This is a genomic window from Pseudomonas sp. GW823-FHT02F05 (assembly GCF_058797315.1).
The window spans coordinates 164208-190130 of record NZ_JBXAJM010000005.1; the positions used below are offsets into that span (position 1 = coordinate 164208).

Genomic DNA, 25923 nt, shown 5'->3' on the forward strand with positions numbered 1-25923 from the left:
TCCAAAGGGTGCGGAACGAAAGAGGTGTCGGCCTGCGCCGAACGGCGCGCATCCTACACTGGCGCTTCCCTGAGCGTACAGCAGACAGAGAAAAGCCGGACGTTAGTCTGCGAAACTCCATCTAAGTTCTTCACTTGTAACTTGTAGCTTAAAACTTGCCGCTCCGTAGCCCTATAATGCGCGCCGGTTTTTGGGGTAATGATGATGAGTACAGAAGATCCGCGGTTTGCAGGCGTCGCCCGCTTGTACGGGCTTGAGGGCCTGGAGCGCTTGAAAGCGGCCCATGTGGCGATTGTCGGCGTCGGCGGCGTGGGTTCCTGGGCGGCGGAAGCGATTGCCCGCTGCGGGGTGGGCGAGATTTCGCTGTTTGACCTGGACGATGTCTGCGTCAGCAACAGCAACCGCCAGTTGCATGCCTTGGACAGCACCGTGGGCAAGCCTAAGGTCGAAGTGATGGCCGAGCGTTTGCGCGGTATTAATCCTGAGTGCACCGTGCACGCGGTGGCAGACTTCGTCACCCGCGACACCATGGCCGAGTACATCACCCCGACTATCGACTGCGTGATCGACTGCATCGACGCGGTCAACGCCAAGGCGGCGCTGATTGCCTGGTGCAAGCGTCGCAAGATCCAGATCATCACTACTGGCGGTGCCGGCGGGCAGATTGACCCCACGCTGATCCAGGTGTGCGACCTGAACCGCACCTTCAATGATCCGCTGGCGTCGAAAGTACGCTCTACCTTGCGCCGCGATTATGGCTTCTCGCGCACGGTGACCCGTCATTACAGCGTGCCGTGCGTGTTTTCCACCGAGCAACTGCGCTATCCCAAGCCCGATGGCAGCATCTGTTTGCAGAAGAGTTTTGTCGGTGATGGCGTGAAGCTGGACTGCGCCGGAGGGTTTGGCGCAGTGATGATGGTCACGGCCACGTTCGGTATGGTGGCGGCGACCAAGGCGGTGGACAAGATTGTGGCGGGAGTGCGCAGGCCGTCGGAGCGCATCAGACCCAGTTAAATCTCATTGCCGAACATAGATCCAGATTGTGGGAGCTGGCTTGCCTGCGATAGCGGTGTGTCAGCCACTGAAAATACTGACTGATTCGCCGCTATCGCAGCATAGGTATCTACACAACTTCGGCACGACGCTAAATCTGTGGCGAGGGAGCTTGCTCCCGTGACGGCCTGGCAGCCGACACAGATATAACTGATGCCCCGCGATCCAATGTGGGAGCTGGCTTGCCTGCGAAGACGGCCTGACAGTCAACACAGTTGGACCGTGTACATATCCATTCCTGCGGTAACGGCCACTTAGGGTTCCGCCCTGACGGCGGCTCACTTTCGAAAAGCGCGAAAGTAAGCAAAGCGCTCTTGCCCCACCACTCGGCACCTCGCTTAGGCTCGGTGTGCCCGTAATCCGCCAGTGATTTGGGGGGCCGCCGCCACGCGCCATCCATGGCGCGGGGCGGCTAAACCGGCATCCCTGCCGGTTTACCCCCCAAATCCCTGTCGAATTCCGGCCAGCGTGGTTTAACGGGGCGCCTAAGATCAAAAGCAGATCAAGAGCGGCTCGCTTCGCATCGTGGTTACCGTTGAGCTAACAGAGTTATGTAGATACCTATGGCTATCGCAGGCAAGCCAGCTCCCACATTATTTCTGTGTACGCGTCAGGTCTCGCATGCGTTGCAGTACGGCATTCAAGCCATTGCTGCGCGACGGCGATAGTTGGCGCGACAGGCCCAGTTGATTGAACCAGCCGGGCAGGTCGACCGCTTGCAATTGATCAGCCGACAAGCCGTTGACCCGCGCCAGCAGCAACGCCACCAACCCACGGATCATGCGCGCCTCGCCGCTGGCGGCAAACTGCCAATGACCGTCCTGCAGGCGGCCCACCAACCACACTAGGCTTTCACAACCTTGCACCAGGTTAGCGTCGACCTTTTCGTCATCAGCCAGGGCGGGCAAGCGTTCACCCCATTGCATCAGCATCCGTGCGCGCTGCTCCCAGCTGCCCACGGCCTGGAAGGCTTCCAGCGCGGCTTGTGCCTCCAGCGGCAAGCTCATCGCAGCATGTCCAGCGCCTGGTCCAGCGCTTCAAAAAAGCGTTCCAGGTCGTCGGAATCGTTGTAGAGCGCCAGGGACACTCGGATTGCGCCTGACAGATGCATTGCCTTCAATAATGGCATCGCGCAGTGATGACCGGCACGCACAGCAATGCCTTGCTCGGTCAGCAGGTGGGCGAGGTCGGCGTTGTGCACGCCCTCCACCACAAAACTCACCAGCGCCACCTGTGGCGATCCCAACACGCGTACACCATTGCGTGCCTTAAGCCCACGCAGCAGGTAGTCATGCAGGGCGGCTTCGTGGGCGATCACCGCGGAGGGATCCAGCGAGCTCAGGTAATCCAGGCTCGCGCCCAGGCCGATCACGCTGGCAATCGGTGGGGTGCCGGCTTCAAAGCCCAGCGGCGCGGGGCGAAAGCTGGCGCCGTGGTAGTCGGCCTGTTGCACCATCTCGCCGCCGAACTGCCAGTGGCGCAGGTGGTGCAGGGTCTCATTACGGCCATACAGCACGCCGACGCCGTCCGGGCCGTAGAGTTTGTGGCTGGAGAACACGTAGAAGTCGCAGCCCAGGGCCTGTACGTCGTGGCGGCCATGGACGATGCCTTGGGCGCCGTCCACCACCGTGAGGGCGCCATGTGCCTGGGCCAGCGCCAGCAAGGCTTGCAGCGGCTGCCAGGCACCGAGCACGTTGGACAACTGGCTCACCGCCAGCAGGCGCGTGCGCGGGCCAATCAAGCGGGCCGCGGCGTCCAGGTCGATTACGCCTTCATCGTCCAGGGGTAATACCACCAGCGTGAGCGCGCGGCGTTTGGCCAATTGCTGCCAGGGCAACAGGTTGGCGTGGTGTTCCAGGGCGCTGATGGCAATCTCATCGCCCGCATTGAATAAGTGTTCCAGGCCATAGGCCAGGAGGTTCAGCGCAGACGTTGCGCCGTGGGTAAACACAACCTGCCCGCTGTCACCTGCGTTCAACCACTGCGCGACCTTGCTGCGGCTGTCTTCAAAGGCCTGGGTAGCATGGGCCCCGGGCAAATGCTGGGCACGGTGCACATTCGCTGCGCCATTGGCGTAGTAATGACTGATGGCATCCAGCAGGGCTTGGGGTTTTTGCGTGGTGGCGGCGCTGTCCAGATAGGTCTGGTCTTGCCGTTGCAGGGTGGCGATGGCCGGGAAGTCGGCGCGCCAGGGGGAGGGCACAAGCATGGTGATCAAGACTCGTATAAGCGGGCCGCCCCCGAGGGTGCGGCCCGCTAGTGGCATCGAGTGGCTGCTTAGTTGTGAGCGTGCAGCGCTTCGTTCAGTTCGATGGCCGATTTGTGGGTTTTGCACTCCACGGCACCGGTCTCGGAGTTACGACGGAACAGCAGGTCCGGCTGGCCAGCCAACTCGCGTGCCTTGACCACCTTGACCAGTTGGTTCTGCTCGTCCAGCAGGGCAACCTTGGTGCCGGCGGTGATGTAGAGGCCCGACTCCACGGTGTTGCGGTCGCCCAATGGGATACCGGTACCGGCGTTGGCGCCGATCAGGCAGCCTTCGCCCACCTTGATCACGATATTGCCGCCGCCCGACAGGGTGCCCATGGTGGAGCAACCGCCGCCCAGGTCCGAGCCCTTGCCGACGAATACGCCCGCCGATACGCGACCTTCGATCATGCCCGGGCCTTCGGTGCCCGCGTTGAAGTTGACGAAGCCTTCGTGCATCACGGTGGTGCCTTCGCCCACGTACGCGCCCAGACGGATACGTGCAGCGTCAGCGATACGCACGCCAGCCGGTACGACGTAGTCGGTCATTTTCGGGAACTTGTCCACCGAGAACACTTCCAGCAGGTCGCCACGCAGGCGCGCTTCCAGTTGGCGCTCGGCCAGTTCATTGATGTCGATAGCGCCCTGGCTGGTCCAGGCCACGTTCGGCAACTGCGGGAACACACCGGCCAGGCTCAGGCCGTGGGGCTTGACCAGGCGATGGGACAGCAGGTGCAGCTTGAGGTAGGCCTCAGGCGTGGAGGTCAGTGCGGCGTCTTCGGCCAGCAAGGTCGCGACCAGCGGCGTGTGGCTTTCAGCCAGGCGGCTGAGCAGGGCGGCCTGGGCAGCATCGACGCCTTTGAGCGCGTCGGCCAGTTGCAGGGCCTGGCTCACGGTGAAGGTGATCGCCTGGTTGCCTTCGGTGTAACCGAGGATCGGTGCGATGGCGGCAACGATTTCAGCCGATGGATTGAGCAAGGGTTGTGCGTAAAACACTTCCAGCCAAGCACCTTGGCGGTTCTGAGTGCCGACGCCGAAGCCCAGGCTGAACAGGGAATTGGACATGCTGTTACCTCTACAAAAATGGAAGGCTGGCCTACTTGAGGGCCGCCGAATAACTATCTGGCTTGAAGCCAATCAGGGTTCTGTCACCGAGATCGAGCACCGGGCGCTTGATCATCGAGGGTTGTGCGAGCATCAATTCAATGGCTTTCGACTGATCGAGATCGGCTTTGCGTTCGTCTTCGAGTTTGCGAAAGGTGGTGCCCGCACGGTTCAAAACCACCTGCCAACCGTGCTCGTTGCACCATTGGGTCAAGTGTTCGCGGTCGATACCGGCCGTTTTGTAGTCATGGAACGCATAGCTCACCCCGTGCTCATCGAGCCACGTGCGCGCCTTTTTCATGGTGTCGCAGGCTTTGATGCCGAAAAGGTGCAAGGTTTTGCTTGAAGCACTCAAGGAATTGCCCCCCTTTGGACGTATGAAAATGAAAGATCGCCGATTATGCCACGACCAGCGGGTTTCGGCGCCGCTCGTCAACAGCGTGCGACTTTTGTGCAAAGTGCCAGTGCGCAGCATAGGCGAGTAACATAGCCAGGTAACATAGCCGGGTAATATGGCACTTCAACGGCCAGTTGTTGCCTTATGTGTCTTTGCAAGCCGATTGTCCGGGAAACCCGCGTTATGCAAACCGCCTACACCGTTCTTATCCTGCTGATGCTGGTCAGCTTTTCGCGCCTGATCGGGCGCATCATCCCACTGCCCTTGCCCCTGGTGCAGATCGCCGCCGGCGCCTTGTTGGCCTGGCCCACGTTGGGGCTGCATGTGGCGCTGGACCCTGAGCTGTTCCTGTTTCTGTTCCTGCCGCCACTGTTGTTTTCCGATGGTTGGCGCATGCCCAAGCGCGAGTTGTGGCGCCTGCGTGGCCCGATCCTGACATTGGCGGTGGGGCTGGTGCTGTTCACCGTGGTGGGCGCCGGTTACTTCATTCATTGGTTGCTGCCCTCGATCCCCTTGCCGGTGGCCTTTGCCCTGGCAGCGGTGCTCTCGCCGACGGACGCCGTGGCGGTGTCGGCCATTTCCCAGAACCGTTTGCCCAAGCCGCTGATGCACATGCTCCAGGGCGAGGCCTTGATGAATGACGCGTCGGGCCTCGTGACTTTCAAGTTCGCCCTGGCCGCGGCGTTGACCGGGGTCTTTTCCCTGGCGGATGCCAGCCTGACGTTTGTGTTGGTGGCGGTGGGCGGGCTGGCGATCGGCGTGGCGTTGAGCTGGTTGGTCGGCCGCCTGCGCGCCTGGATGATCGCGCGCGGGTGGGATGACCCGGCGACCCATGTGGTGTTCATGTTGTTGCTGCCCTTTGCTGCGTACGTACTGGCTGAACGCCTGGGCGCGTCCGGCATCCTCTCGGCGGTGGCAGCGGGCATGATGCAAAGCTGGCTCGACCTGCTGCCGCGCCAGACCAGCACGCGCTTGCTCAACCGCAGCGTGTGGTCGTTGGTGGAGTTTGCCTTTAACGGCCTGATCTTCCTGCTGCTCGGTCTGCAACTGCCTGACATCATCAAGGCCGTGGTCAGCCATGAAACCACGCTGTGGCCCACCTTGATGTATCGCTGCCTGGATGTGGTGGCGATCTTCCTGGTGCTGGTGGTATTGCGCTTCATCTGGGTGCAAAGCATCTGGCGGCTGTCGGGGTTGCTGCGCAGGCTACGTGGCAAAAACGCGCTGACCCTGGTGCCGACGGCCCGTTCCTGCTGGTTGTTGACCGTCGGCGGTGTACGCGGTGCGGTGACCCTGGCGGGCGTCATGTCGGTGCCCTTGCTGTTGGCGCCTGGCCAGGATTTCCCTGAGCGTGACCTGCTGATCTTTATCGCTGCCGGTGTGATCCTGTTATCACTGGTCGCTGCCTGTATCGCGCTGCCGCTGCTGTTACGCGGCGTCGAGAATAGCCCGGATGAAAAACGCCACAAAGAAGTGCGCGAAGCCTGGAAAAAGACCGCCGTGGCCGCGATTCATGCACTGGAGGCCGACGAGCCAGCCGAGGCCGACACGCCGGACGCCGCCCAGGCGGCATTGGCTACCGAACTGAAGGCACGGCTGATGTCGGAATATCGCCATCAATTGGAAGTCTTCAACGATTCGGCTGAAGCTCAGGCGCTGGCGCAGCAAATGGACCTGCTTGAGCGCAAGCTGCGGCTCAAGGCTCTGCGCGCGCAACGGTTGGAGTTGTACAGCTTGAGCCGTCACCACCAGATTGGTGATGACGTATTGAGGGAGGTGCTGGCGGAATTGGATATGAGCGAGGCGAATTTGGGTCACATGAAGTGACCCGTAAGCCCTTAACGGCGACGCTGGATAAAGTCGCGAATCCGCTCAGCCGCTTCCACGCATTCGGCCAATGGCGCAACCAATGCCAGGCGCACACGCCCCGCACCTGGGTTAAAGCCGTCCACTTCCCGCGACAGGTAAGAGCCCGGCACCACCGTCACATGTTCTTCCACGAACAAATCGCGGCAGAAGGCGGCGTCATCGCCTTGTACATTCGGCCACAGGTAAAAGCCGCCGTCCGGGCTTTGCACGTCCAGCACCGGCTTGAGGATCGCCAGCACTGCGTCGAACTTCTCGCGGTACAGGTCACGGTTGGCCAGTACATGGGCCTCGTCCTGCCAGGCGGCGATGCTGGCCAACTGGGTTTGCACCGGCATCGCGCAGCCATGGTAGGTGCGGTACAGCAAAAAGGCCTTGAGGATCTCGGCGTCGCCGGCCACGAAGCCTGAACGCAGGCCTGGCAGGTTGGAGCGCTTGGATAGGCTGTGGAATACCACACAACGCTTGAAGTCCTGACGGCCCAGTTCGACGCAGGCGCTGAGCAGGCCCGGGGGTGGGGTTTGTTCGTCGAAGTACAGTTCGCTGTAGCATTCGTCGGCGGCGATGACGAAATCGTATTTATCGGCCAGGGCGATGAGTTTTTTCAGCGTGGCGACTGGAATCAGCGCACCGGTCGGGTTACCGGGGGAGCACAGGAACAGGATCTGGCAACGTTTCCAGATATCCGCAGAGACAGCATCGAAGTCTGGATTGAAGCCGTTGCTATCCAGGCACGGCAGGTAATGCGGCTTGGCCCCGGCCAGGAACGCGGCGCCTTCGTAGATCTGGTAGAACGGGTTGGGGCTCACAACCAGTGCATCGTCGCCACGGTTGACCACGGTCTGGGTGAAGGCAAACAACGCCTCGCGCGTACCGTTGACCGGCAGGATGTTGCGCGCCGGGTCCAGCCAGCCCTTGGGCACGTTGAAGCGGCGTTCGCACCAGGCGCCGATGGCTTCACGCAGTGCCGGGATACCCAACGTGGTGGGGTACACCGCCATTTGATCGAGGTTATTGCTCAAGGCCTCGGCAACGAAGGCCGGTGACGTGTGCTTGGGCTCGCCGATGGACAGTGCGATCGGGCGTTTGTCCGGGTTCGGCGTCACGCTGCCGAGCAGGGCGCGCAGCTTCTCGAAGGGGTAGGGCTGCAACTGGTTAAGGGCGTTGTTCATATAAGCCTCTATCACGGTGAGCGCGGATCTGTGGGAGCTGGCCTGCCTGCGATCTGCGGTCGATCGGACGGGCCGAGGTGTCTGCATCGCAGGCAAGCCGGCTCCCACATGACTCGTGTTCACAAAGTTAAGAATTCAAATAGTCAGTCTGGTCAGCTCGACACCGGGTTCCTGGGTCACGCTCAACTGCTCCACGATTGCCGCCTGTAAACGCAGGCACAGCTCCGGGTCGGACAGTGGCTGGTTGTCGGCATCGGTGATAAAGAACACGTCTTCCACCCGCTCGCCCAGGGTCGCAATCTTGGCATTTTGCAATGACAGGTCGAACTCCAGGAAAATCCCGCCGATACGCGCCAGCAGGCCTGGGCGATCCGGTGCGCTGAGCTCCAGCACCGTCACCGGGCGCTGTGCGTCGTTGGAAATGGTCACCTGAGGCGCAAAGGCAAAATGCTTGAGCTGGCGCGGCACCCGGCGCTGGATGATGGTGGGGTAGTCGTCGGGGTTGCGCAGGGCTTCGGTGAGGCCCTCGCGGATCTTTTTCACGCGCGCCGGGTTGTCGCCAATCGAGTCGCCGTCGGCGTCGAGCACGATGTAGGTGTCGAGGGTGAACTGGCTGCTGGAGGTGATGACCCGGGCGTCATGGATGTTCAGGTTGAGCTGGTCCATGGCCGCCACGGTCACGGCGAAGAAGTCGTGCTGGTCGGGCGCGTAAATGAAGATCTGCGTGCCGCCTTCGAATTCGCGCTGGGTGGTTTCCTTGATCAAGACCAACGGGCCGCCATCGGCGGGTTGCTGCAGGATTGCGTCACTGTGCCAGGCCACGTCGCCGGCGGTGTGGCGCAGGAAGTAATCATCACCCAGTTGCGACCAGAGTTGCTCGACGTCGTCCGGGTCGTTACCGCCGCGCACCAGGATATCCAGGGCTGCGCTTTGGGTGCGGCGGATCTGCTCTTCGCGGTCCACCGGGTTCTCCAGGCCACGGCGCAGGGCGCGCTTGGTTTCGGTGTACAGCTGGCGCAACAGGCTGGCACGCCAGGAGTTCCACAGCGTGGGGTTAGTGGCGTTGATATCGGAGACGGTCAGCACATACAGGTAATCCAGGCGGGTTTCATCGCCGACGATGCCGGCAAAGTCGTGGATCACCTGCGGGTCAGACAAGTCCTTGCGCTGGGCCGTGGTCGACATCACCAGGTGGTTCTGCACCAGCCAGACAATCAGGCGGCTGTCCCACAACGGCAACTGGTGGCGCTGGCAGAAGGCTTCGGCATCGACCGCGCCGATCTCCGAGTGGTCGCCATGCCGGCCTTTGCCGATGTCGTGGTACAAGCCGGCCAGGTAAATCAGCTCGGGCTTGGGCAGCTTGGCCATCAGCTTACTGGCCAGCGGGAATTTCTCTGACACCTGGGTGTACTGCAACTTACGCAGGTGCTTGATCAGGTTCAGGGTGTGGGCATCGACGGTATAGATATGGAACAGGTCGTGCTGCATCTGCCCGACGATAAAGCCGAACTCCGGCAGGTAGCGCCCGAGAATGCCGTAGCGGTTCATGCGCCGCAGGTTGCGATGGATGCCGATGCGGCACTTGAACAGTTCGATAAACAGGCTGGTATTGCGAATGTCGTTGCGAAAATCGTCGTCGATCAGGTGACGGTTTTCCCGCAGCAAGCGGATGGTATCGGCACGCACGCCTTTGATCTCCGGCTGCTGGGCCATCAACACGAAGATTTCCAGCATGGCGAACGGCGTGCGGCGGAACACATTGTCGTTGCGTGCTTCGATATAGCCGTCGTGCAACTGGAAACGCGCATTGATCGGCTGCGGTGGCGCTTCGTCTTCGGGGGCCAGGATCACTTCTTCGAAGTGCTGGATGATCAAGTCGCTGAGCTGGGCAATGCTCATGACTACCCGGTAATACTGCTGCATGAAGCTCTCGATGCTGGTCTTCGCATCTTCGCCTTCAAAGCCCAGAAGGGTAGCGATAGAGCGCTGGTGATCGAAGAGCAGGCGGTCTTCGGAACGACCGGCCAGCATGTGCAGGGCGTAGCGCACCTTCCACAGGAATTCCTGGGACGAGGCCAGCAGGGAATTTTCGCTCTCCACCAGAAAGCCTTCGCCGGCCAGGGCGCGCAGGTTCAGCGTGCCGTATTGACGGCGCGCCACCCACAAGATTGTCTGGATATCCCGCAGCCCACCGGGTGAGCCTTTGACGTTGGGTTCCAGGTTGTATTCGGTGTCGTTGTACTTGTGGTGCCGGGCTTTTTGCTCGGCGCGCTTGGCCAGGAAAAAGTCTTTGCTTGGCCACATGTGTGCGGTACTGGTGACTTCTAGCATGCGCTGGCGCAGGCGCTCGGGGCCGCAGATGGTGCGGCTTTCCATCAGGTTGGTGACCACCGTCAGGTCGGCACGGGCTTCTTCGGCGCATTCGTCCACCGAGCGTACGCTCTGGCCGACTTCCAGGCCGATGTCCCACAGCAACGTCAGAAAGCGCTCGATGGAATCGCGAAAGGTCTCATGATCGGCCTGGTCCAGCAGGATCAGCAGGTCGATGTCGGAGTAGGGATGCAGTTCGCCGCGACCGTAGCCGCCGACCGCCACCAGGGCGATATCGGCGTCGAAACTCCAATTGAACTGCTCCCAGGCCTTTTGCAGGATGTTATCGACGAACCAGGCGCGGTCTTCGATCAGGCGGCGAATATCCCGGCCGCTGCGAAAGCGCGCATCGAGCACCTCGCGGGCTTGGCGGATGGCCTTCTTGAAGGCGGCGATGGGGCTTGCCTTCAGTGCCAGCTCGGCCTGGAATTGGCCACGGTCGAAGAGTTCGGGATCCACCTGGGGCATCGTTCGGCTTTCCTTTCTATCTATCAGTCAGTCACAACACGTTGCGGGAAAACCTGGGCGACCTTCAGGCAGAAACGCGTGGGATGGTGTCGTCAGCGCGCAAGGTGAAGATCTCGTAGCCGGTGTCGGTGACCAGCAGGGTGTGCTCCCACTGGGCCGAGAGCTTGCGGTCCTTGGTGATGGCGGTCCAGCCGTCGCCCAGCACCTTGGTGTCGGCCTTGCCTTGGTTGATCATCGGTTCGATGGTGAACGTCATGCCGGCCTTGAGTTCCATGCCGGTGCCGGCGCGGCCGTAATGCAGAATCTGCGGCTCTTCGTGGAACACCTTGCCGATACCGTGGCCGCAGAACTCGCGCACCACCGAGAAGCCGTTCTTTTCCGCGTGCTTCTGGATCACTTCACCGATGTCACCCAGGCGGCAGCCGGGCTTGACGATCTCGATGGCCTTGTACATGCATTCCTGGGTGACCTGGGACAGACGCTCGGCCCATACCGGCACATTACCGACGTGGAACATGCGGCTGGTGTCGCCGTGGTAACCATCCTTGATCACCGTGACGTCGATGTTCAGGGTGTCGCCGTCTTTCAGTGGCTTGTCACCGGGAATGCCGTGGCAGACCACGTGGTTGATCGAGGTGCAGATCGACTTGGGGAAGCCTTTGTAATTCAGCGGGGCAGGGATGGCTTTTTGCACGTCGACTATATAGTCGTGGCAAATGCGGTCCAGCGTTTCGGTGGTGACGCCGGGCTTGACGTGTTCGGCGATCATTTCCAGCACGTCGGCAGCCAGTTTGCCGGCAACGCGCATGCCTGCGATGTCTTCGGCGGTTTTCAAGGTAACGGTCATACAGGCTCTCTCTAGCGCGACGCGCTGAAATCAATACGGTTCACGGGGAGCGCGACAAAGGGGTACAGCATTCGCGCAAGTCCCAAAAAACGCGATTCTAACAGACGATGCTGGCAAATCATGCGCGTCTGGTGATCGCTTCTCTCTATGAGGTAGAGGCATGTTGGCTGTATTCAAGGGGTTACGCAAAGACGACGACCGGCAAGTGTGATTGCGGGTTTCGTTTTTGCCGATGCTGTGGTATAAAATGCGCCGCTTTCCGGGGATACCCCGCAAAGCTTAAATCCACACACGTGTCGACACGATGACCTGGGTGCCGGAGGCCTTGATGCCGCTGGTTGGTCATTGGGATACGTGGAGGCCAAACCCGACTTATTAAGGAACTATCATGTCCCAAGTCAACATGCGCGATATGCTGAAGGCCGGTGTGCACTTCGGTCACCAGACCCGTTACTGGAACCCGAAAATGGGTAAGTACATTTTCGGCGCGCGTAACAAGATTCACATTATCAACCTTGAAAAAACCCTGCCAATGTTCAACGAAGCGCTGACTTTCGTAGAGCGTCTGGCCCAGGGCAAAAACAAGATCCTGTTCGTTGGCACCAAGCGTTCCGCTGGCAAGATCGTTGCTGAAGAAGCAGCACGTTGCGGTTCGCCGTACGTGGATCACCGCTGGTTGGGCGGCATGCTGACCAACTTCAAAACCATCCGTGCTTCCATCAAGCGTCTGCGTGACCTTGAAGTACAAGCCGAAGACGGTACTTTCGCCAAGCTGACCAAGAAAGAAGCGCTGATGCGCTCCCGTGACCTGGAAAAGCTCGATCGTTCCCTGGGTGGTATCAAGGACATGGGCGGTCTGCCTGACGCACTGTTCGTTATCGACGTTGATCACGAGCGCATCGCGATCACCGAAGCCAACAAGCTGGGCATCCCTGTTATCGGCGTAGTCGATACCAACAGCAGCCCGGAAGGCGTTGACTACATCATCCCAGGCAACGATGACGCAATCCGCGCTATCCAGCTGTACATGGGTTCGATGGCTGACGCTGTAATCCGTGGTCGCAACCACGTTGCTGGTGGTACCGAGCAGTTCGTTGAAGAAGCTCCGGTAGCTGCCGCTGAGTAATTGACGCCCTGGCGTTGACTCAGTAAGCAAAAAGGGGGCTTGGCCCCCTTTTTGCCACCTCGAAAACCATTTGTCGGCAGCGCAGCTACATTATTTGTAACGTGCAGCGGCCTACAACGGAAATTCGGGAAGAATTGATCGCCCGTTTAATCGGGTGGAATGGTTGAAAACCTATCCAAGAGGATTTTGAAATGGCAGAGATTACTGCAGCGTTGGTTAAAGAACTGCGTGAGCGTACCGGCGAAGGCATGATGGATTGCAAAAAGGCCTTGACCAAGGCCGGCGGCGACATCGAAAAAGCCATTGATGACATGCGTGCTTCCGGCGCCATCAAGGCTGCCAAGAAAGCAGGTAACGTGGCTGCTGAAGGCGCTATCGCTCTGAAAGAAGACGGCAAATCCGCCGTTCTGCTGGAAGTGAACTCCCAGACCGACTTCCTGGCTCTGCAGGATGACTTCAAGGCGTTCGTTGCTTCCAGCGTCGAAAAAGCTTTCGCTGACAAGCTGACCACTGTTGAGCCTCTGATCGAAGCTCAAGAAGCAGCTCGCCTGGTACTGGTCGGCAAGGTTGGCGAAAACGTCAACATCCGTCGCCTGGTTCGCGTTGAAGGTGATGTAGTTGGTGGCTACCTGCACGGCAACAAAATCGGTGTTGCAGTTGTTCTGAAAGGCGGCGACGTTGAGCTGGCCAAAGACATCGCGATGCACGTTGCTGCAAGCAACCCTGAGTTCCTGCTGCCTTCGGAAGTTTCGGCCGAAGCGATCGAGCGTGAAAAAGCTGTGTTCCTGCAGCTGAACGAAGAAAAAATCAAAGGCAAGCCAGAAAACATTGTTGAGAACATGGTCAAAGGCCGTATCAGCAAGTTCCTGGCCGAAGCAAGCCTGGTTGAGCAGGCGTTCGTCAAGAACCCTGAGATCAAGGTTGGCGAACTGGCCAAGAAAGCCGGTGCTGAAATCGTTTCCTTCACTTACTTCAAAGTAGGCGAAGGCATCGAGAAGCCGGTCGACAACTTCGCTGAAGAAGTTGCTGCCCAGCTGGCTGCCGCCAAGCAATAAGACAGTTCCAAACTGTCGCCGAAAGAGGCTGCCCGCTCACGCGCGCAGCCTCTTTTCAAATGGGAAGGCCAATTTTATTTGGTTTCCTCTCGGAACTGGCTTACAAAGCCGTGTTCCGATGGCGCTGTGACAGCGTCCAGCTAGAGTGAACGCAAGCCGTAAACGGCTCGCCAAGAATTTTTAAAAAATACGCCGCAGGAGAGATTCGCAATGGCTCAGCAGGGCAGTGGTTATCAGGCTCGCTATAAACGCATTCTACTCAAGCTCAGCGGCGAGGCCCTGATGGGCTCGGAAGAGTTCGGGATCGACCCCAAGGTGCTTGACCGCATGGCGCTGGAAGTCGGCCAGTTGGTCGGTATCGGCGTGCAGGTCGGCCTGGTGATTGGTGGTGGCAACCTGTTCCGCGGTGCGGCACTGAGTGCGGCCGGTATGGACCGGGTTACCGGCGACCACATGGGCATGCTGGCCACTGTGATGAACGCCCTCGCCATGCGCGACGCCCTGGAGCGCGCCAACATCTCGGCCATCGTGATGTCGGCAATTTCCATGGTTGGCGTGACCGATCACTATGATCGCCGCAAAGCCATGCGCCACCTGAACTCCAAGGAAGTGGTGATCTTTGCTGCTGGCACAGGTAACCCGTTCTTCACTACCGACTCGGCCGCATGCCTGCGTGCTATCGAAATCGATGCTGACGTGGTGTTGAAGGCGACCAAGGTGGATGGCGTATACACTGCAGACCCATTCAAAGACCCGCATGCCGAGAAGTTCGATCATCTGACCTACGATGAAGTACTGGATCGCAAGCTGGGTGTCATGGACCTGACCGCTATCTGCCTGTGCCGCGACCACAAGATGCCGCTGCGCGTATTTAACATGAACAAGCCCGGCGCCCTGCTGAATATCGTACACGGCGGCGCAGAAGGGACTCTGATCGAGGAAGGCCAACAATGATCAACGAAATCAAGAAAGACGCCCAGGCGCGTATGCAGAAATCCCTGGAATCCTTGAGCCACGCCTTTGGCCAGATCCGTACTGGCAAGGCGCACCCAAGCATCCTGGGCAGCGTGATGGTGCCTTACTACGGTTCCGACACCCCGCTGAGCGGCGTGGCCAACGTGACCGTGAAGGATTCGCGTACCCTGCAAGTTGTTGCCTTCGAGCGCAACATGCTCGCCGCCGTCGACAAGGCTATCCAGAGTGCCGGCCTGAACCTCAACCCGACCAACCTGGGCGAGTTGCTGCTGATCTCCATGCCAGCCCTGACCGAAGAAACCCGCAAGGGCTTCACCAAGCAGGCGCGCAGTGCTGCTGAAGATGCGCGCGTTGCAGTGCGTAACATCCGCCGCGATGCACTGGGCGATCTGAAGAAGCTGGTCAAGGACAAGGAAATCAGCGAAGACGAAGAACGCCGCGCCGTCGCTGATATCGACAAGCTGACCAAGGACGCCGAAGCCCAGATCACCAAGGCGACCGAAGAAAAAGAAAAGGACCTGATGGCCGTATAAGGGGTCAGGACGCCTTCATGGAAAAGACCAAGCAGACTGTGCCCTCCGTGGTGCCGCGCCATGTCGCGATCATCATGGATGGGAATAATCGCTGGGCGAAAAAACGCTTTATGCCGGGTGTTGCCGGGCATAAAGCGGGTGTTGACGCGGTAAGGGCGGTGATTGAGGTGTGTGCCGAGGCCAAGGTCGAAGTATTGACCTTGTTCGCGTTCTCAAGTGAGAACTGGCAGCGACCCGCCGATGAAGTCAGTGCCTTGATGGACCTGTTCTTCAAGGCTCTGCGTCGTGAGGCCAAGCGCCTCAACGACAACAACATCAGTCTGCGCATCATTGGTGATCGCTCGCGGTTCCATCCGGAGCTGCAAGCGGCCATGCGCGAAGCCGAGGCCATCACTGCCGGTAGTAACCGTTTTGTGTTGCAGATCGCAGCCAACTACGGTGGCCAGTGGGATATTGCCCAGGCTGCGCAGCGGCTGGCCCGCGAAGTGCAGGCCGGCCATCTGCGCCCGGACGACATCACGCCCCAACTGTTGCAAACCTGCCTGGTGACCGGCGACCTGCCGTTGCCGGACTTGTGCATTCGCACCGGTGGCGAGCATCGCATCAGCAATTTCCTGCTGTGGCAGTTGGCCTACACCGAGCTGTACTTCTCCGACCTGTTCTGGCCGGACTTCAAACACGAAGCCATGCGTAATGCACTGGCTGATTTCGCTTCCCGTCAGCGTCGCTTCGGTAAAACGAGCGAGCAGATCGAAGCTGGAGCCCGGGTTTAAATGCTTAAACAACGAATCATCACGGCGCTGATCCTGCTGCCGATTGCCTTGTGCGGTTTTTTCCTGCTCGACGGTTCCGGCTTTGCGCTGTTCATCGGCCTGGTTGTGACCCTTGGTGCGTGGGAGTGGGCGCGCCTGGCAGGCTTTGTCAACCAGTTGCCGCGTATGGCCTATGCCGCCTTGGTCGCGCTGTTGTTGTTCTTCATGTACATCCTGCCGGACATCGCGCCCTGGGTGCTGGGGGCTGCAGTGTTGTGGTGGGCGTTGGCGACTTTCCTGGTGCTCACCTATCCGCGCACCAGTAGCCAGTGGTCCAGCGTGGCCTGCAAGCTGGTGATTGGCCTGGCGATCCTCTTGCCGGCCTGGCAAGGGCTGGTGGAGATAAAGCGTTACCCGCTGGGCAACGAATTGATCCTGGCTGTGATGGTGTTGGTATGGGGTGCCGACATTGGTGCCTACTTCTCGGGTAGAGCTTTTGGCAAACGCAAGCTGGCCCCGGCCGTAAGCCCCGGCAAGAGCTGGGAAGGTGTATACGGCGGCCTGGCCTTGACGCTGCTGATCACCCTGGTGGTCGGTGTGGTGCGTGACTGGTCGGTAAAGGAGGTGCTTCTGGCCTTGCTGGGGACGGCTATTGTCGTCTTCATCTCGGTGGTGGGCGATCTTACCGAGAGCATGTTCAAACGCCAGGCGGGCATCAAGGACAGCAGTAACCTGTTGCCTGGTCATGGCGGTGTGCTTGACCGTATCGACAGTCTCACCGCTGCGCTGCCTATTTTTGCCGTGCTGTTGTGGATGATCGCTTCGTGAGCCGCCTGCAGCAGGTTACGGTGCTGGGTGCGACCGGCTCGGTCGGGCTCAGTACCCTGGATGTCATCGCGCGTCACCCCGATCGCTATCAGGTTTTCGGCCTGACCGGCTTCACGCGTTTGCGCGAGTTGCTGGCCTTGTGCGTGCGTCACTCGCCGCGCTTTGCCGTGGTGCCGGAAGCTGCTGCGGCTCGCAGTCTGCAGGATGATCTGCGGGCTGCCGGGCTGGCCACTCAGGTATTGGTTGGCGAGGCAGGCTTATGCCAGGTCTCGGCCGATGCGGACGTGGATACGGTGGTGGCGGCGATTGTCGGTGCGGCAGGTTTGCGCCCGACCTTGGCGGCAGTCGATGCTGGCAAGAAAATCCTGCTGGCCAACAAAGAAGCCTTGGTCATGTCCGGCGCACTCTTTATGCAAGCGGTGCGTAAGAGCGGAGCGGTGCTGCTGCCTCTGGACAGCGAGCACAACGCCATCTTCCAGTGCATGCCCGGTGATTTTGCCCGCGGCTTGAGCCAGGTCGGCGTGCGCCGAATTCTGCTGACGGCATCGGGTGGCCCATTCCGCCAGACTCCGTCGGCCGAGCTGGACCATGTGTCTCCCGATCAGGCATGCGCTCACCCGAACTGGTCCATGGGGCGCAAAATCTCCGTGGATTCGGCGAGCATGATGAACAAGGGCCTGGAGTTGATCGAGGCATGCTGGCTGTTCGATGCGCGGCCTGACCAGGTTGAGGTGGTCATTCACCCACAAAGTGTGATCCATTCCCTGGTCGATTACGTGGATGGTTCGGTGTTGGCGCAATTGGGTAACCCGGACATGCGCACACCGATCGCCAACGCCTTGGCGTGGCCTGAGCGGATTGATTCCGGCGTAGCACCGTTGGACTTGTTTGCAATCGCGCGCCTGGACTTCGAAGCCCCGGACGAGCAGCGTTTCCCTTGTTTGCGCCTGGCGCGGCAAGCGGCCGAGGCGGGTAACAGTGCCCCGGCGATGCTTAACGCGGCCAACGAAGTTGCCGTGGCGGCGTTTCTTGAGCGGCGCATCCGCTTTCCGCAGATCGCGAGTATCATCGAGGACGTCCTGGCGCTTGAGCCGGTAGTGGCAGTGAATGACCTGGAGGCGGTGTTCGAGGCCGACAACAAGGCCCGAGCCCTGGCCGGGCAATGGTTGGATCGCAATGCGGGTTAGGCCGCGGGCAGGTTTGAGTCTTCAGGCATTGGATTGAAATGCGGAGAAATTAGATGAGTGCGCTCTACATGATTGTCGGCACCCTGGTTGCTCTGGGTGTGTTGGTGACCTTCCACGAATTCGGCCACTTCTGGGTGGCGCGTCGTTGCGGCGTCAAGGTATTGCGCTTTTCCGTCGGTTTCGGCATGCCGTTGTTGCGCTGGCATGATCGCCGAGGCACTGAGTTTGTCATTGCTGCTATCCCGTTGGGCGGCTACGTCAAGATGCTCGATGAGCGCGAAGGCGAAGTGCCTGCGGACCAGTTGGACCAATCCTTCAATCGCAAGACCGTTCGTCAGCGTATTGCGATTGTCGCGGCGGGACCGATCGCCAACTTCCTGTTGGCGATGGTGTTCTTCTGGGTCTTGGCCATGCTGGGCAGCCAGCAGGTGCGCCCGGTCATTGGCGCGGTCGAAGCCGACAGCATCGCGGCCAAGGCGGGCCTGACGGCAGGGCAGGAAATTGTATCCATTGATGGCGAACCCACCACAGGTTGGGGCGCGGTCAACTTGCAGTTGGTGCGTCGCCTGGGTGAAAGCGGCACCGTCAATGTGGTGGTGCGTAACCAGGACTCCAGCGCTGAAACCCCGCGGGCATTGGCGCTGGACCATTGGCTCAAGGGCGCCGATGAGCCCGATCCGATCAAATCCCTGGGGATCCGCCCTTGGCGTCCGGCTTTGCCGCCGGTGCTGGCCGAGCTGGATCCAAAAGGGCCGGCCCAGGCTGCTGGCCTGAAAACCGGTGATCGCCTGTTGGCCCTTGATGGCCAGGCGCTGGATGACTGGCAGCAGGTGGTCGACCTGGTGCGTGTGCGCCCTGATACCAAAATTGTGCTGAAAGTTGAGCGCGACGGTGCTCAAATCGACGTCCCCGTGACCCTGTCGGTGCGAGGCGAAGCCAAGGCGGCCGGGGGCTACCTGGGGGCAGGGGTCAAAGGTGTCGAATGGCCGCCATCGATGGTGCGAGAGGTCAGCTACGGGCCTTTGGCAGCGATTGCAGAGGGCGCGAAACGCACCTGGACCATGAGCGTGCTGACCCTCGAATCCCTCAAGAAAATGTTGTTCGGTGAGCTCTCGGTAAAAAACTTGAGTGGACCGATAACCATTGCTAAAGTGGCGGGCGCTTCTGCCCAGTCGGGTGTCGCGGATTTCCTGAATTTCCTGGCTTATCTGAGTATTAGCCTTGGGGTTCTGAATTTGCTGCCCATTCCAGTATTGGATGGGGGGCATCTGCTGTTTTATCTGGTCGAGTGGGTGCGTGGTCGCCCCTTGTCGGATCGGGTGCAGGGTTGGGGGATACAGATTGGTATCAGTTTGGTGGTCGGGGTGATGTTGTTAGCCCTGGTCAACGATCTGGGACGTCTGTAACGCTTCGCTGAATTGCGAATCTGCCGCATTTTGCGGCAGTTTGTTTATTGCCAGTTGGAATAAGAAAGGACTTCATGAAACGTCTGCTGCTAACTGCGGTTCTCACCGTATTGATGATCGCCGAAGTTCACGCCGAGTCCTTCACCATCTCCGATATTCGCGTCAATGGCCTCCAGCGGGTCTCCGCGGGTAGCGTCTTTGGTGCCTTGCCGTTGAACGTCGGGGAACAGGCGGATGATCGTCGCCTGGTGGAATCCACTCGTGCGCTGTTCAAAACCGGGTTCTTTCAAGATATCCAACTGGGTCGCGAAGGCAACGTCCTGGTCATCACGGTCGTCGAGCGACCTTCCGTCGCCAGTATCGCGATCGAAGGTAACAAGGCCATCTCCACTGAAGACCTGATGAAGGGCCTGAAGCAATCGGGCCTGGCCGAGGGCGAGATCTTCCAGCGCGCAACCCTTGAGGGTGTGCGTAACGAGTTGCAACGCCAGTACGTTGCCCAGGGCCGCTACTCCGCGACCGTGGAAACCGAAGTGATCCCCCAGCCTCGTAACCGTGTGGGCCTGAAGGTCAACATCAACGAAGGCACCGTGGCCGCCATCCAGCACATCAACGTCGTGGGCAACACCAAGTTCCCTGATGAAGACCTGGTCGACCTGTTCGAACTCAAGACCACCAACTGGTTGTCGTTCTTCAAGAACGATGACAAGTACGCCCGTGAAAAACTCTCCGGTGACCTGGAACGCCTGCGCTCCTACTACCTGGACCGTGGCTACATCAACATGGACATCGCTTCGACCCAGGTGTCCATCACCCCGGACAAGAAGCACGTCTATATCACCGTCAACGTCAACGAAGGCGAGAAGTACAAGGTTCGTGACGTCAAGCTCAGCGGCGACCTGAAAGTGCCTGAAGACCAGGTCAAGTCCCTGCTGCTCGTGCAGAAGGACCAGGTGTTCTCGCGCAAGCTGATGACCACCACCTCAGAACTGATCACCCGCCGCCTGGGTAACGAAGGCTATACCTTCGCCAACGTCAACGGCGTGCCGACCCCGAATGATGAAGACCACACCGTGGACATCACCTTCGTCGTCGATCCGGGCAAGCGTGCCTACGTCAACCGTATCAACTTCCGCGGCAACACCAAGTCCGCGGACGAAGTGCTGCGTCGTGAAATGCGTCAGATGGAAGGTGGCTGGGCTTCGACCTACCTGATCGACCAGTCCAAGACCCGTCTCGAGCGCCTGGGCTTCTTCAAGGAAGTCAACGTCGAAACCCCGGCCGTACCGGGTGTGGATGACCAGGTTGACGTGAACTACGCCGTGGAAGAACAAGCCTCGGGTTCGATCACCGCCAGCGTCGGTTTCGCCCAGAGTGCCGGTTTGATCCTGGGTGGTTCCATCACGCAGAACAACTTCCTGGGTACCGGTAACCGTGTGTCCATCGGCCTGACCCGCAGCGAATACCAGAGCCGATACAACTTCGGCTATACCGACCCCTACTGGACTGCAGACGGTGTGAGCCTGGGCTACAACGCCTTCTACCGCACCACCGACTACAAAGACCTCGATGTTGACGTTGCAAGCTATGCGATCGACAGCCTGGGTGCCGGTGTCAACGTGGGTTACCCGATCAGCGAGACTTCGCGCCTGACCTTCGGCCTTACCGCCCAGCAGGATGAGATCAAGACCGGTATTTATACCGTGGACGAAATCTTCGACTTCACCCGTCGTGAAGGCGACAAGTTCCTGAACTTCAAGGCGTCTGCCGGCTGGTCCGAGTCGACCCTGAACAAAGGCGTACTGGCAACCCGCGGCCACTCCCAGAGCCTGACCGCGGAAGTCACTACGCCGGGCAGCGACCTGTCGTTCTTCAAGCTCGACTACCGCGGCCAGTTGTTCCAGCCGTTGAGCGATAACTACACCATGCGCCTGCACACAGAGTTGGGCTATGGCGACGGTTATGGTTCGACCAATGGCTTGCCGTTCTATGAAAACTACTATGCAGGTGGTTTCAACTCGGTACGTGGCTTCAAGGACAGCACTCTGGGTCCGCGTGGTACGCCGAGCCGCGGTTTTGCTCAGACCGGTAACCAGGGCACTGTCGCTGACTCGGACAACGACCCGCTGCCATTCGGTGGTAACGTGCTGATCCAGGGTGGTGCGGAGATTCTGTTCCCGCTGCCGTTCGTCAAGGACCAGCGTTCGCTGCGTACTTCGGTCTTCTGGGACGTGGGTAACGTGTTCGACTCCAAGTGCGAACAGATCAAAAACCCAAGTGGCTTGAAGTCCAATACTCAATGCAACGACGTGAGCCTCAGCAACCTGGCGAGCTCCGTGGGCGTGGGTGTGACCTGGGTGACTGCGCTGGGCCCGTTGAGCTTTGCTCTGGCCATGCCGATCAAGAAACCGGATAACGCTGAAACCCAGATTTTCCAATTCTCCCTCGGCCAGACGTTCTAAGCGTCTGACCTAAGATAACGACAACGGATTCTGTAGGAGTACATCGTGCGTAAGTTGACTCAATTGGTCTTGCTGGCCACTGTGCTGGTCACCACCCCGGCCTTCGCCGAAATGAAAATCGCGGTCCTGAACTATCAGATGGCCCTGCTGGAGTCCGATGCGGCCAAGCGATACGCCGTGGATGCCGAGAAGAAATTCGGTCCGCAGCTGACCAAGCTCAAGACGCTGGAAAGCAGCGCCAAGGGCATCCAGGACCGCCTGGTAGCCGGTGGCGACAAGATGCAGCAAGGCGAGCGCGAGCGTCTGGAGCTTGAATTCAAGCAAAAGGCCCGTGACTACCAGTTCCAATCCAAGGAGCTGAACGAAGCCAAGGCTGTGGCCGACCGCGAAATGCTCAAGCAGCTCAAGCCGAAATTGGACAGCGCTGTGGAAGAAGTCATCAAGAAGGGTGCCTTTGACCTGGTGTTCGAGCGTGGCGCCGTGATCGACGTCAAGCCTCAATACGACATCACCCGCCAGGTGATCGAGCGCATGAACCAGCTGAAGTAAACCATGACAGCGACTATCAAGCTCGGCGAGTTGGCCGAGTTCCTGGGAGCCACCTTGCGTGGCTCCAAGGAGAAAGAAATCACTGGGCTAGCCACCTTGCAGGAGGCTGGCCCAGCTCAGTTGAGCTTCCTCGCAAATCCTCAATACCGTAAATACCTGGTCGACTGCCAGGCCGCAGCCGTGTTGCTGAAGGCCGCCGACGCCGAAGGGTTTACCGGGGATGCGCTGGTGGTGGCCGATCCGTACCTGTCGTACGCCAAGGCGTCGCACCTGTTCGATCCCAAGCCGAAGGCGGCCGGCGGTATTCACCCGTCTGCCGTGATCGCCGATGATGCCCAGGTTGATCCTGCCGCCAGCATCGGTGCATTCGCCGTGATCGAAAGCGGGGCGCGTATTGGTGCTGGTGTCACCGTGGGTGCCCACTGCTTTATCGGTGCACGCTGTGAAATTGGTGCCGATGGTTGGCTGGCCCCCCGCGTGACCCTCTACCACGATGTGCGTATTGGTCAGCGTGTGGTCATTCAGTCCGGTGCTGTTATCGGCGGCGAAGGCTTTGGCTTTGCCAACTCCAAAGGTGTCTGGCACAAGATCGCCCAGGTCGGTGGCGTATTGATCGGCGATGATGTGGAGATCGGCGTGAACACCGCCGTGGATCGCGGGGCCTTGGCTGATACCGTGATCGGCAACGGTGTGAAGCTCGATAACCAGATCCAGATCGCCCACAACGTGCAGATTGGCGATCACACCGCCATGGCGGCCTGCGTGGGTATTTCCGGCAGCACCAAGATCGGCAAGCATTGCATGCTCGCCGGTGGCGTTGGGCTGGTGGGACATATCGATATTTGCGACAACGTCTTCATCACCGGCATGACTATGGTGACCCACTCGATCACAGAGCCAGGGGCCTACTCGTCCGGTACCGCGATGCAACCTGCGGCCGAATGGCGCAAGAGTGCCGCGCGTTTGAGGAAGATCGACGACATGGCACGACGTATCAAACAGCTTGAAAAGCGTGTCGGGGACGTGACCCCTGGCGGTAATGCTTCATCAGAAGGCTGATACCATTTCCATATCAAGTGTGCGCAGCCGCTAGACGGCCTCCTTGATTTGCTAGCGGGGCGTGCGCCTGGTGCGCCCGCCCCCAATCTTTATTACAGGCTTCCCCCCGAAATGATGGACATCAACGAGATTCGCGAATACCTGCCTCACCGTTACCCGTTCCTGCTGGTGGACCGCGTAGTGGACCTCAATGTCGAGGAAAAGCGCATTCGTGCCTACAAGAATGTCAGCATCAACGAACCATTCTTCAATGGTCACTTTCCTGCGCATCCAATCATGCCAGGTGTGTTGATCATCGAAGCCATGGCCCAGGCTGCCGGTATCCTTGGTTTCAAAATGCTCGACCTCAAGCCTGCTGACGGCACGCTTTACTATTTCGTGGGTTCGGACAAGCTGCGTTTTCGCAACCCGGTCACCCCGGGTGACCAGTTGATCCTGGAAGCCAAGTTCATCAGTTGCAAACGCCAGATCTGGAAGTTCGAATGCCAGGCCTCGGTAGATGGCAAGCCGGTGTGCTCTGCCGAGATCATCTGTGCGGAACGCAAACTATGAGTTTGATTGACCCTCGCGCAATCATCGATCCGTCGGCCGTACTGGCCGCCGACGTTGAGGTCGGCCCTTGGTCGATCGTCGGCGCAGGTGTGGAAATCGGCGAGGGGACTGTCATCGGGCCGCACGTGATCCTCAAGGGTCCGACCCGCATTGGCAAACACAATCGCATCTACCAGTTTTCCTCGGTAGGCGAAGACACCCCGGACATGAAGTACAAGGGTGAAGAAACACGCCTGGTAATCGGTGACCACAATATTATCCGTGAAGGCGTCACCATTCACCGTGGCACCGTGCAAGATCGCGCCGAAACCACCTTGGGTGATCACAACCTGGTCATGGCCTATGCGCACATCGGCCATGACAGCGTGATCGGCAATCATTGCATCCTGGTCAACAACACTGCGTTGGCAGGCCATGTGCACGTTGATGACTGGGCGATCCTTTCCGGCTTCACCCTGGTACATCAATACTGCCATATCGGCGCCCACAGCTTTTCCGGTATGGGCACCGCCATCGGCAAGGATGTCCCGGCATTCGTGACGGTGTTCGGCAATCCTGCCGAAGCCCGCAGCATGAATTTTGAAGGCATGCGTCGTCGTGGTTTCAGCGAAGAAGCCATCCACGCCCTGCGCCGTGCCTACAAGACGGTTTACCGCCAAGGGTTGACCGTGGAGCAGGCCCTGGCCGAGTTGGCCGAGCCTGCCACGCAGTTCCCGGAAGTCGCGGTATTCCGTGATTCTATCCAGACCTCGACTCGCGGCATCACCCGCTGATCATGGCCACTCTGCGTATTGCGCTCGTGGCCGGTGAAGCTTCCGGCGATATCCTGGGTTCTGGCTTGATGCGCGCGCTCAAGGCCCAGCATCCGGCGGTGGAATTTATCGGGGTCGGCGGCCCGTTGATGCAGGCCGAAGGCCTGACCTCCTATTTCCCCATGGAGCGCCTGTCGGTCATGGGACTGGTGGAAGTCTTGGGGCGCCTGCGTGAGCTGCTGGCTCGCCGCAAGCTGCTGATCAAGACGCTGATCGAAGAAAAACCTGACGTCTTTATCGGCATCGATGCGCCGGACTTCACGCTCAATATCGAACTCAAGTTGCGCCAGGCCGGGATCAAGACCGTGCACTACGTCAGCCCATCCGTGTGGGCGTGGCGCCAGAAGCGTGTGTTGAAAATCCGCGAAGGCTGCGACCTGATGTTGACCTTGCTTCCATTCGAAGCCCGGTTCTACGAGGAGAAGGGCGTGCCGGTGCGGTTTGTCGGCCACACCCTGGCTGACGCCATTCCCTTGCAGGCTGATCGTGCGGCTGCGCGCGCCGAGCTGGGCTTGCCCGATGGCCCGTTGGTAGCGTTGATGCCAGGCAGTCGTGGCGGTGAGGTGGGGCGTTTGGGGGCGTTGTTTTTTGATGCTGCCGAACGTCTTCAGGCGCAAAAGCCGGGAATCCGCTTTGTGCTGCCTTGCGCCAGTCCACAACGTCGTGCACAGATCGAAACCCTGCTGGAAGGCCGCAACCTGCCGTTGACCCTGCTCGATGGCCAGTCCCACCTGGCCCTGGCAGCCTGCGATGCGGTGTTGATCGCCTCGGGCACTGCCACACTTGAGGCCCTGCTGTACAAGCGGCCGATGGTCGTGGCCTATCGCCTGGCGCCACTGACCTTCTGGATCCTCAAGCGCATGGTCAAGAGCCCTTACATTTCCTTGCCCAACCTGCTGGCCCAGCGCCTGCTGGTGCCGGAGTTGTTGCAGGACGATGCAACGCCCGAAGCGCTTGCGCAAACCCTACTACCCTTGATTGACGGCGGCGAAGAGCAGACCCGTGGTTTCGACGATATTCACCGCACGTTACGCCGTGATGCCTCGAACCAGGCGGCCGACGCCGTGTTGACCCTGATCGGCCATAAACAGGAAGCCTTATGA

The 25923-nt window shown here is 59.7% G+C and carries 23 protein-coding genes; 16 read left to right on the forward strand and 7 right to left on the reverse strand.

Annotated features, from left to right (window positions below):
- The first annotated feature begins 204 nt into the window (after positions 1-204).
- Positions 205-1014, forward strand: a complete 810-nt coding sequence (gene tcdA, locus AC1RAC_RS08765) for a tRNA cyclic N6-threonylcarbamoyladenosine(37) synthase TcdA (protein ID WP_373456461.1) — start codon at positions 205-207, stop codon at positions 1012-1014.
- 632 nt (positions 1015-1646) lie between these two features.
- On the opposite strand, the gene AC1RAC_RS08770 is transcribed toward tcdA, so the two are convergent.
- From AC1RAC_RS08770 to AC1RAC_RS08785, 4 genes are all read right to left on the reverse strand, one after another.
- On the reverse strand, positions 1647-2060 hold the full coding sequence (locus tag AC1RAC_RS08770) for a SufE family protein (RefSeq protein WP_054917849.1): 414 nt from the start codon (positions 2058-2060) through the stop codon (positions 1647-1649).
- Positions 2057-3262 (reverse strand): cysteine desulfurase, encoded by a 1206-nt coding sequence (locus AC1RAC_RS08775; protein ID WP_259285013.1) that lies wholly within the window; start codon positions 3260-3262, stop codon positions 2057-2059. The genes AC1RAC_RS08770 and AC1RAC_RS08775 overlap by 4 nt, the downstream gene beginning before the upstream one ends.
- Positions 3263-3330: 68 nt before the next feature.
- Entirely contained in the window at positions 3331-4365 is a 1035-nt protein-coding gene (gene dapD / locus AC1RAC_RS08780) for a 2,3,4,5-tetrahydropyridine-2,6-dicarboxylate N-succinyltransferase (protein ID WP_034126827.1), read from the reverse strand.
- Between the two features lie 31 nt (positions 4366-4396).
- Complete coding sequence (locus AC1RAC_RS08785) at positions 4397-4705, reverse strand: arsenate reductase (RefSeq protein WP_259285226.1); 309 nt, start codon at positions 4703-4705, stop codon at positions 4397-4399.
- Between the two features lie 279 nt (positions 4706-4984).
- Here AC1RAC_RS08785 and AC1RAC_RS08790 point away from each other — a divergent pair, with 279 nt between their 5' ends.
- Positions 4985-6628, forward strand: coding sequence for a Na+/H+ antiporter (locus tag AC1RAC_RS08790; RefSeq protein ID WP_236281392.1), 1644 nt, complete (start codon positions 4985-4987; stop codon positions 6626-6628).
- A gap of 11 nt (positions 6629-6639) precedes the next feature.
- Here the strand turns inward: AC1RAC_RS08790 and dapC are convergent, their stop codons facing one another.
- The 3 genes from dapC to map form a co-directional block, all read right to left on the reverse strand.
- A complete protein-coding gene (gene dapC / locus AC1RAC_RS08795) occupies positions 6640-7839 on the reverse strand; it encodes a succinyldiaminopimelate transaminase (protein ID WP_034126829.1) in 1200 nt (399 codons plus the stop codon).
- A gap of 135 nt (positions 7840-7974) precedes the next feature.
- Positions 7975-10677, reverse strand: coding sequence for a [protein-PII] uridylyltransferase (locus AC1RAC_RS08800; RefSeq protein WP_054917855.1), 2703 nt, complete (start codon positions 10675-10677; stop codon positions 7975-7977).
- 64 nt (positions 10678-10741) lie between these two features.
- Positions 10742-11524 (reverse strand): type I methionyl aminopeptidase, encoded by a 783-nt coding sequence (gene map, locus AC1RAC_RS08805; protein ID WP_054917857.1) that lies wholly within the window; start codon positions 11522-11524, stop codon positions 10742-10744.
- Positions 11525-11912: 388 nt separating this feature from the next.
- Between map and rpsB the strand changes: the two genes are divergently transcribed.
- From rpsB to lpxB, 14 genes are all read left to right on the forward strand, one after another.
- Complete coding sequence (gene rpsB, locus AC1RAC_RS08810; RefSeq protein ID WP_003189158.1) at positions 11913-12650, forward strand: 30S ribosomal protein S2; 738 nt, start codon at positions 11913-11915, stop codon at positions 12648-12650.
- Positions 12651-12841: 191 nt separating this feature from the next.
- Positions 12842-13705, forward strand: coding sequence for a translation elongation factor Ts (tsf, locus tag AC1RAC_RS08815; protein ID WP_054899096.1), 864 nt, complete (start codon positions 12842-12844; stop codon positions 13703-13705).
- Between the two features lie 210 nt (positions 13706-13915).
- The gene (pyrH, locus tag AC1RAC_RS08820) at positions 13916-14659 is read left to right on the forward strand and encodes a UMP kinase (protein ID WP_003189161.1); all 744 of its coding nucleotides are present in this window, start codon (positions 13916-13918) and stop codon (positions 14657-14659) included.
- The gene (frr, locus tag AC1RAC_RS08825; RefSeq protein ID WP_003189163.1) at positions 14656-15213 is read left to right on the forward strand and encodes a ribosome recycling factor; all 558 of its coding nucleotides are present in this window, start codon (positions 14656-14658) and stop codon (positions 15211-15213) included. Before pyrH ends, frr begins: the two co-directional genes overlap by 4 nt.
- A gap of 17 nt (positions 15214-15230) precedes the next feature.
- Positions 15231-15986, forward strand: a complete 756-nt coding sequence (uppS, locus tag AC1RAC_RS08830) for a polyprenyl diphosphate synthase (RefSeq protein WP_054899097.1) — start codon at positions 15231-15233, stop codon at positions 15984-15986.
- Entirely contained in the window at positions 15987-16793 is an 807-nt protein-coding gene (locus AC1RAC_RS08835; protein WP_034126832.1) for a phosphatidate cytidylyltransferase, read from the forward strand.
- Positions 16790-17980, forward strand: coding sequence for a 1-deoxy-D-xylulose-5-phosphate reductoisomerase (gene ispC, locus AC1RAC_RS08840; RefSeq protein WP_054917859.1), 1191 nt, complete (start codon positions 16790-16792; stop codon positions 17978-17980). The genes AC1RAC_RS08835 and ispC overlap by 4 nt, the downstream gene beginning before the upstream one ends.
- A 53-nt stretch (positions 17981-18033) precedes the next feature.
- Complete coding sequence (rseP, locus tag AC1RAC_RS08845) at positions 18034-19386, forward strand: sigma E protease regulator RseP (RefSeq protein ID WP_054899099.1); 1353 nt, start codon at positions 18034-18036, stop codon at positions 19384-19386.
- A 74-nt stretch (positions 19387-19460) separates the two neighbouring features.
- Entirely contained in the window at positions 19461-21848 is a 2388-nt protein-coding gene (gene bamA, locus AC1RAC_RS08850; protein ID WP_054917864.1) for an outer membrane protein assembly factor BamA, read from the forward strand.
- A gap of 45 nt (positions 21849-21893) precedes the next feature.
- Positions 21894-22397, forward strand: a complete 504-nt coding sequence (locus tag AC1RAC_RS08855; protein WP_003189173.1) for an OmpH/Skp family outer membrane protein — start codon at positions 21894-21896, stop codon at positions 22395-22397.
- 3 nt (positions 22398-22400) lie between these two features.
- Positions 22401-23456 (forward strand): UDP-3-O-(3-hydroxymyristoyl)glucosamine N-acyltransferase, encoded by a 1056-nt coding sequence (lpxD, locus tag AC1RAC_RS08860; protein WP_034126835.1) that lies wholly within the window; start codon positions 22401-22403, stop codon positions 23454-23456.
- A gap of 111 nt (positions 23457-23567) precedes the next feature.
- On the forward strand, positions 23568-24008 hold the full coding sequence (fabZ, locus tag AC1RAC_RS08865; protein ID WP_003172281.1) for a 3-hydroxyacyl-ACP dehydratase FabZ: 441 nt from the start codon (positions 23568-23570) through the stop codon (positions 24006-24008).
- The gene (gene lpxA, locus AC1RAC_RS08870) at positions 24005-24781 is read left to right on the forward strand and encodes an acyl-ACP--UDP-N-acetylglucosamine O-acyltransferase (protein WP_032893181.1); all 777 of its coding nucleotides are present in this window, start codon (positions 24005-24007) and stop codon (positions 24779-24781) included. The genes fabZ and lpxA overlap by 4 nt, the downstream gene beginning before the upstream one ends.
- Before the next feature lie 2 nt (positions 24782-24783).
- The gene (gene lpxB / locus AC1RAC_RS08875) at positions 24784-25923 is read left to right on the forward strand and encodes a lipid-A-disaccharide synthase (protein ID WP_072446902.1); all 1140 of its coding nucleotides are present in this window, start codon (positions 24784-24786) and stop codon (positions 25921-25923) included.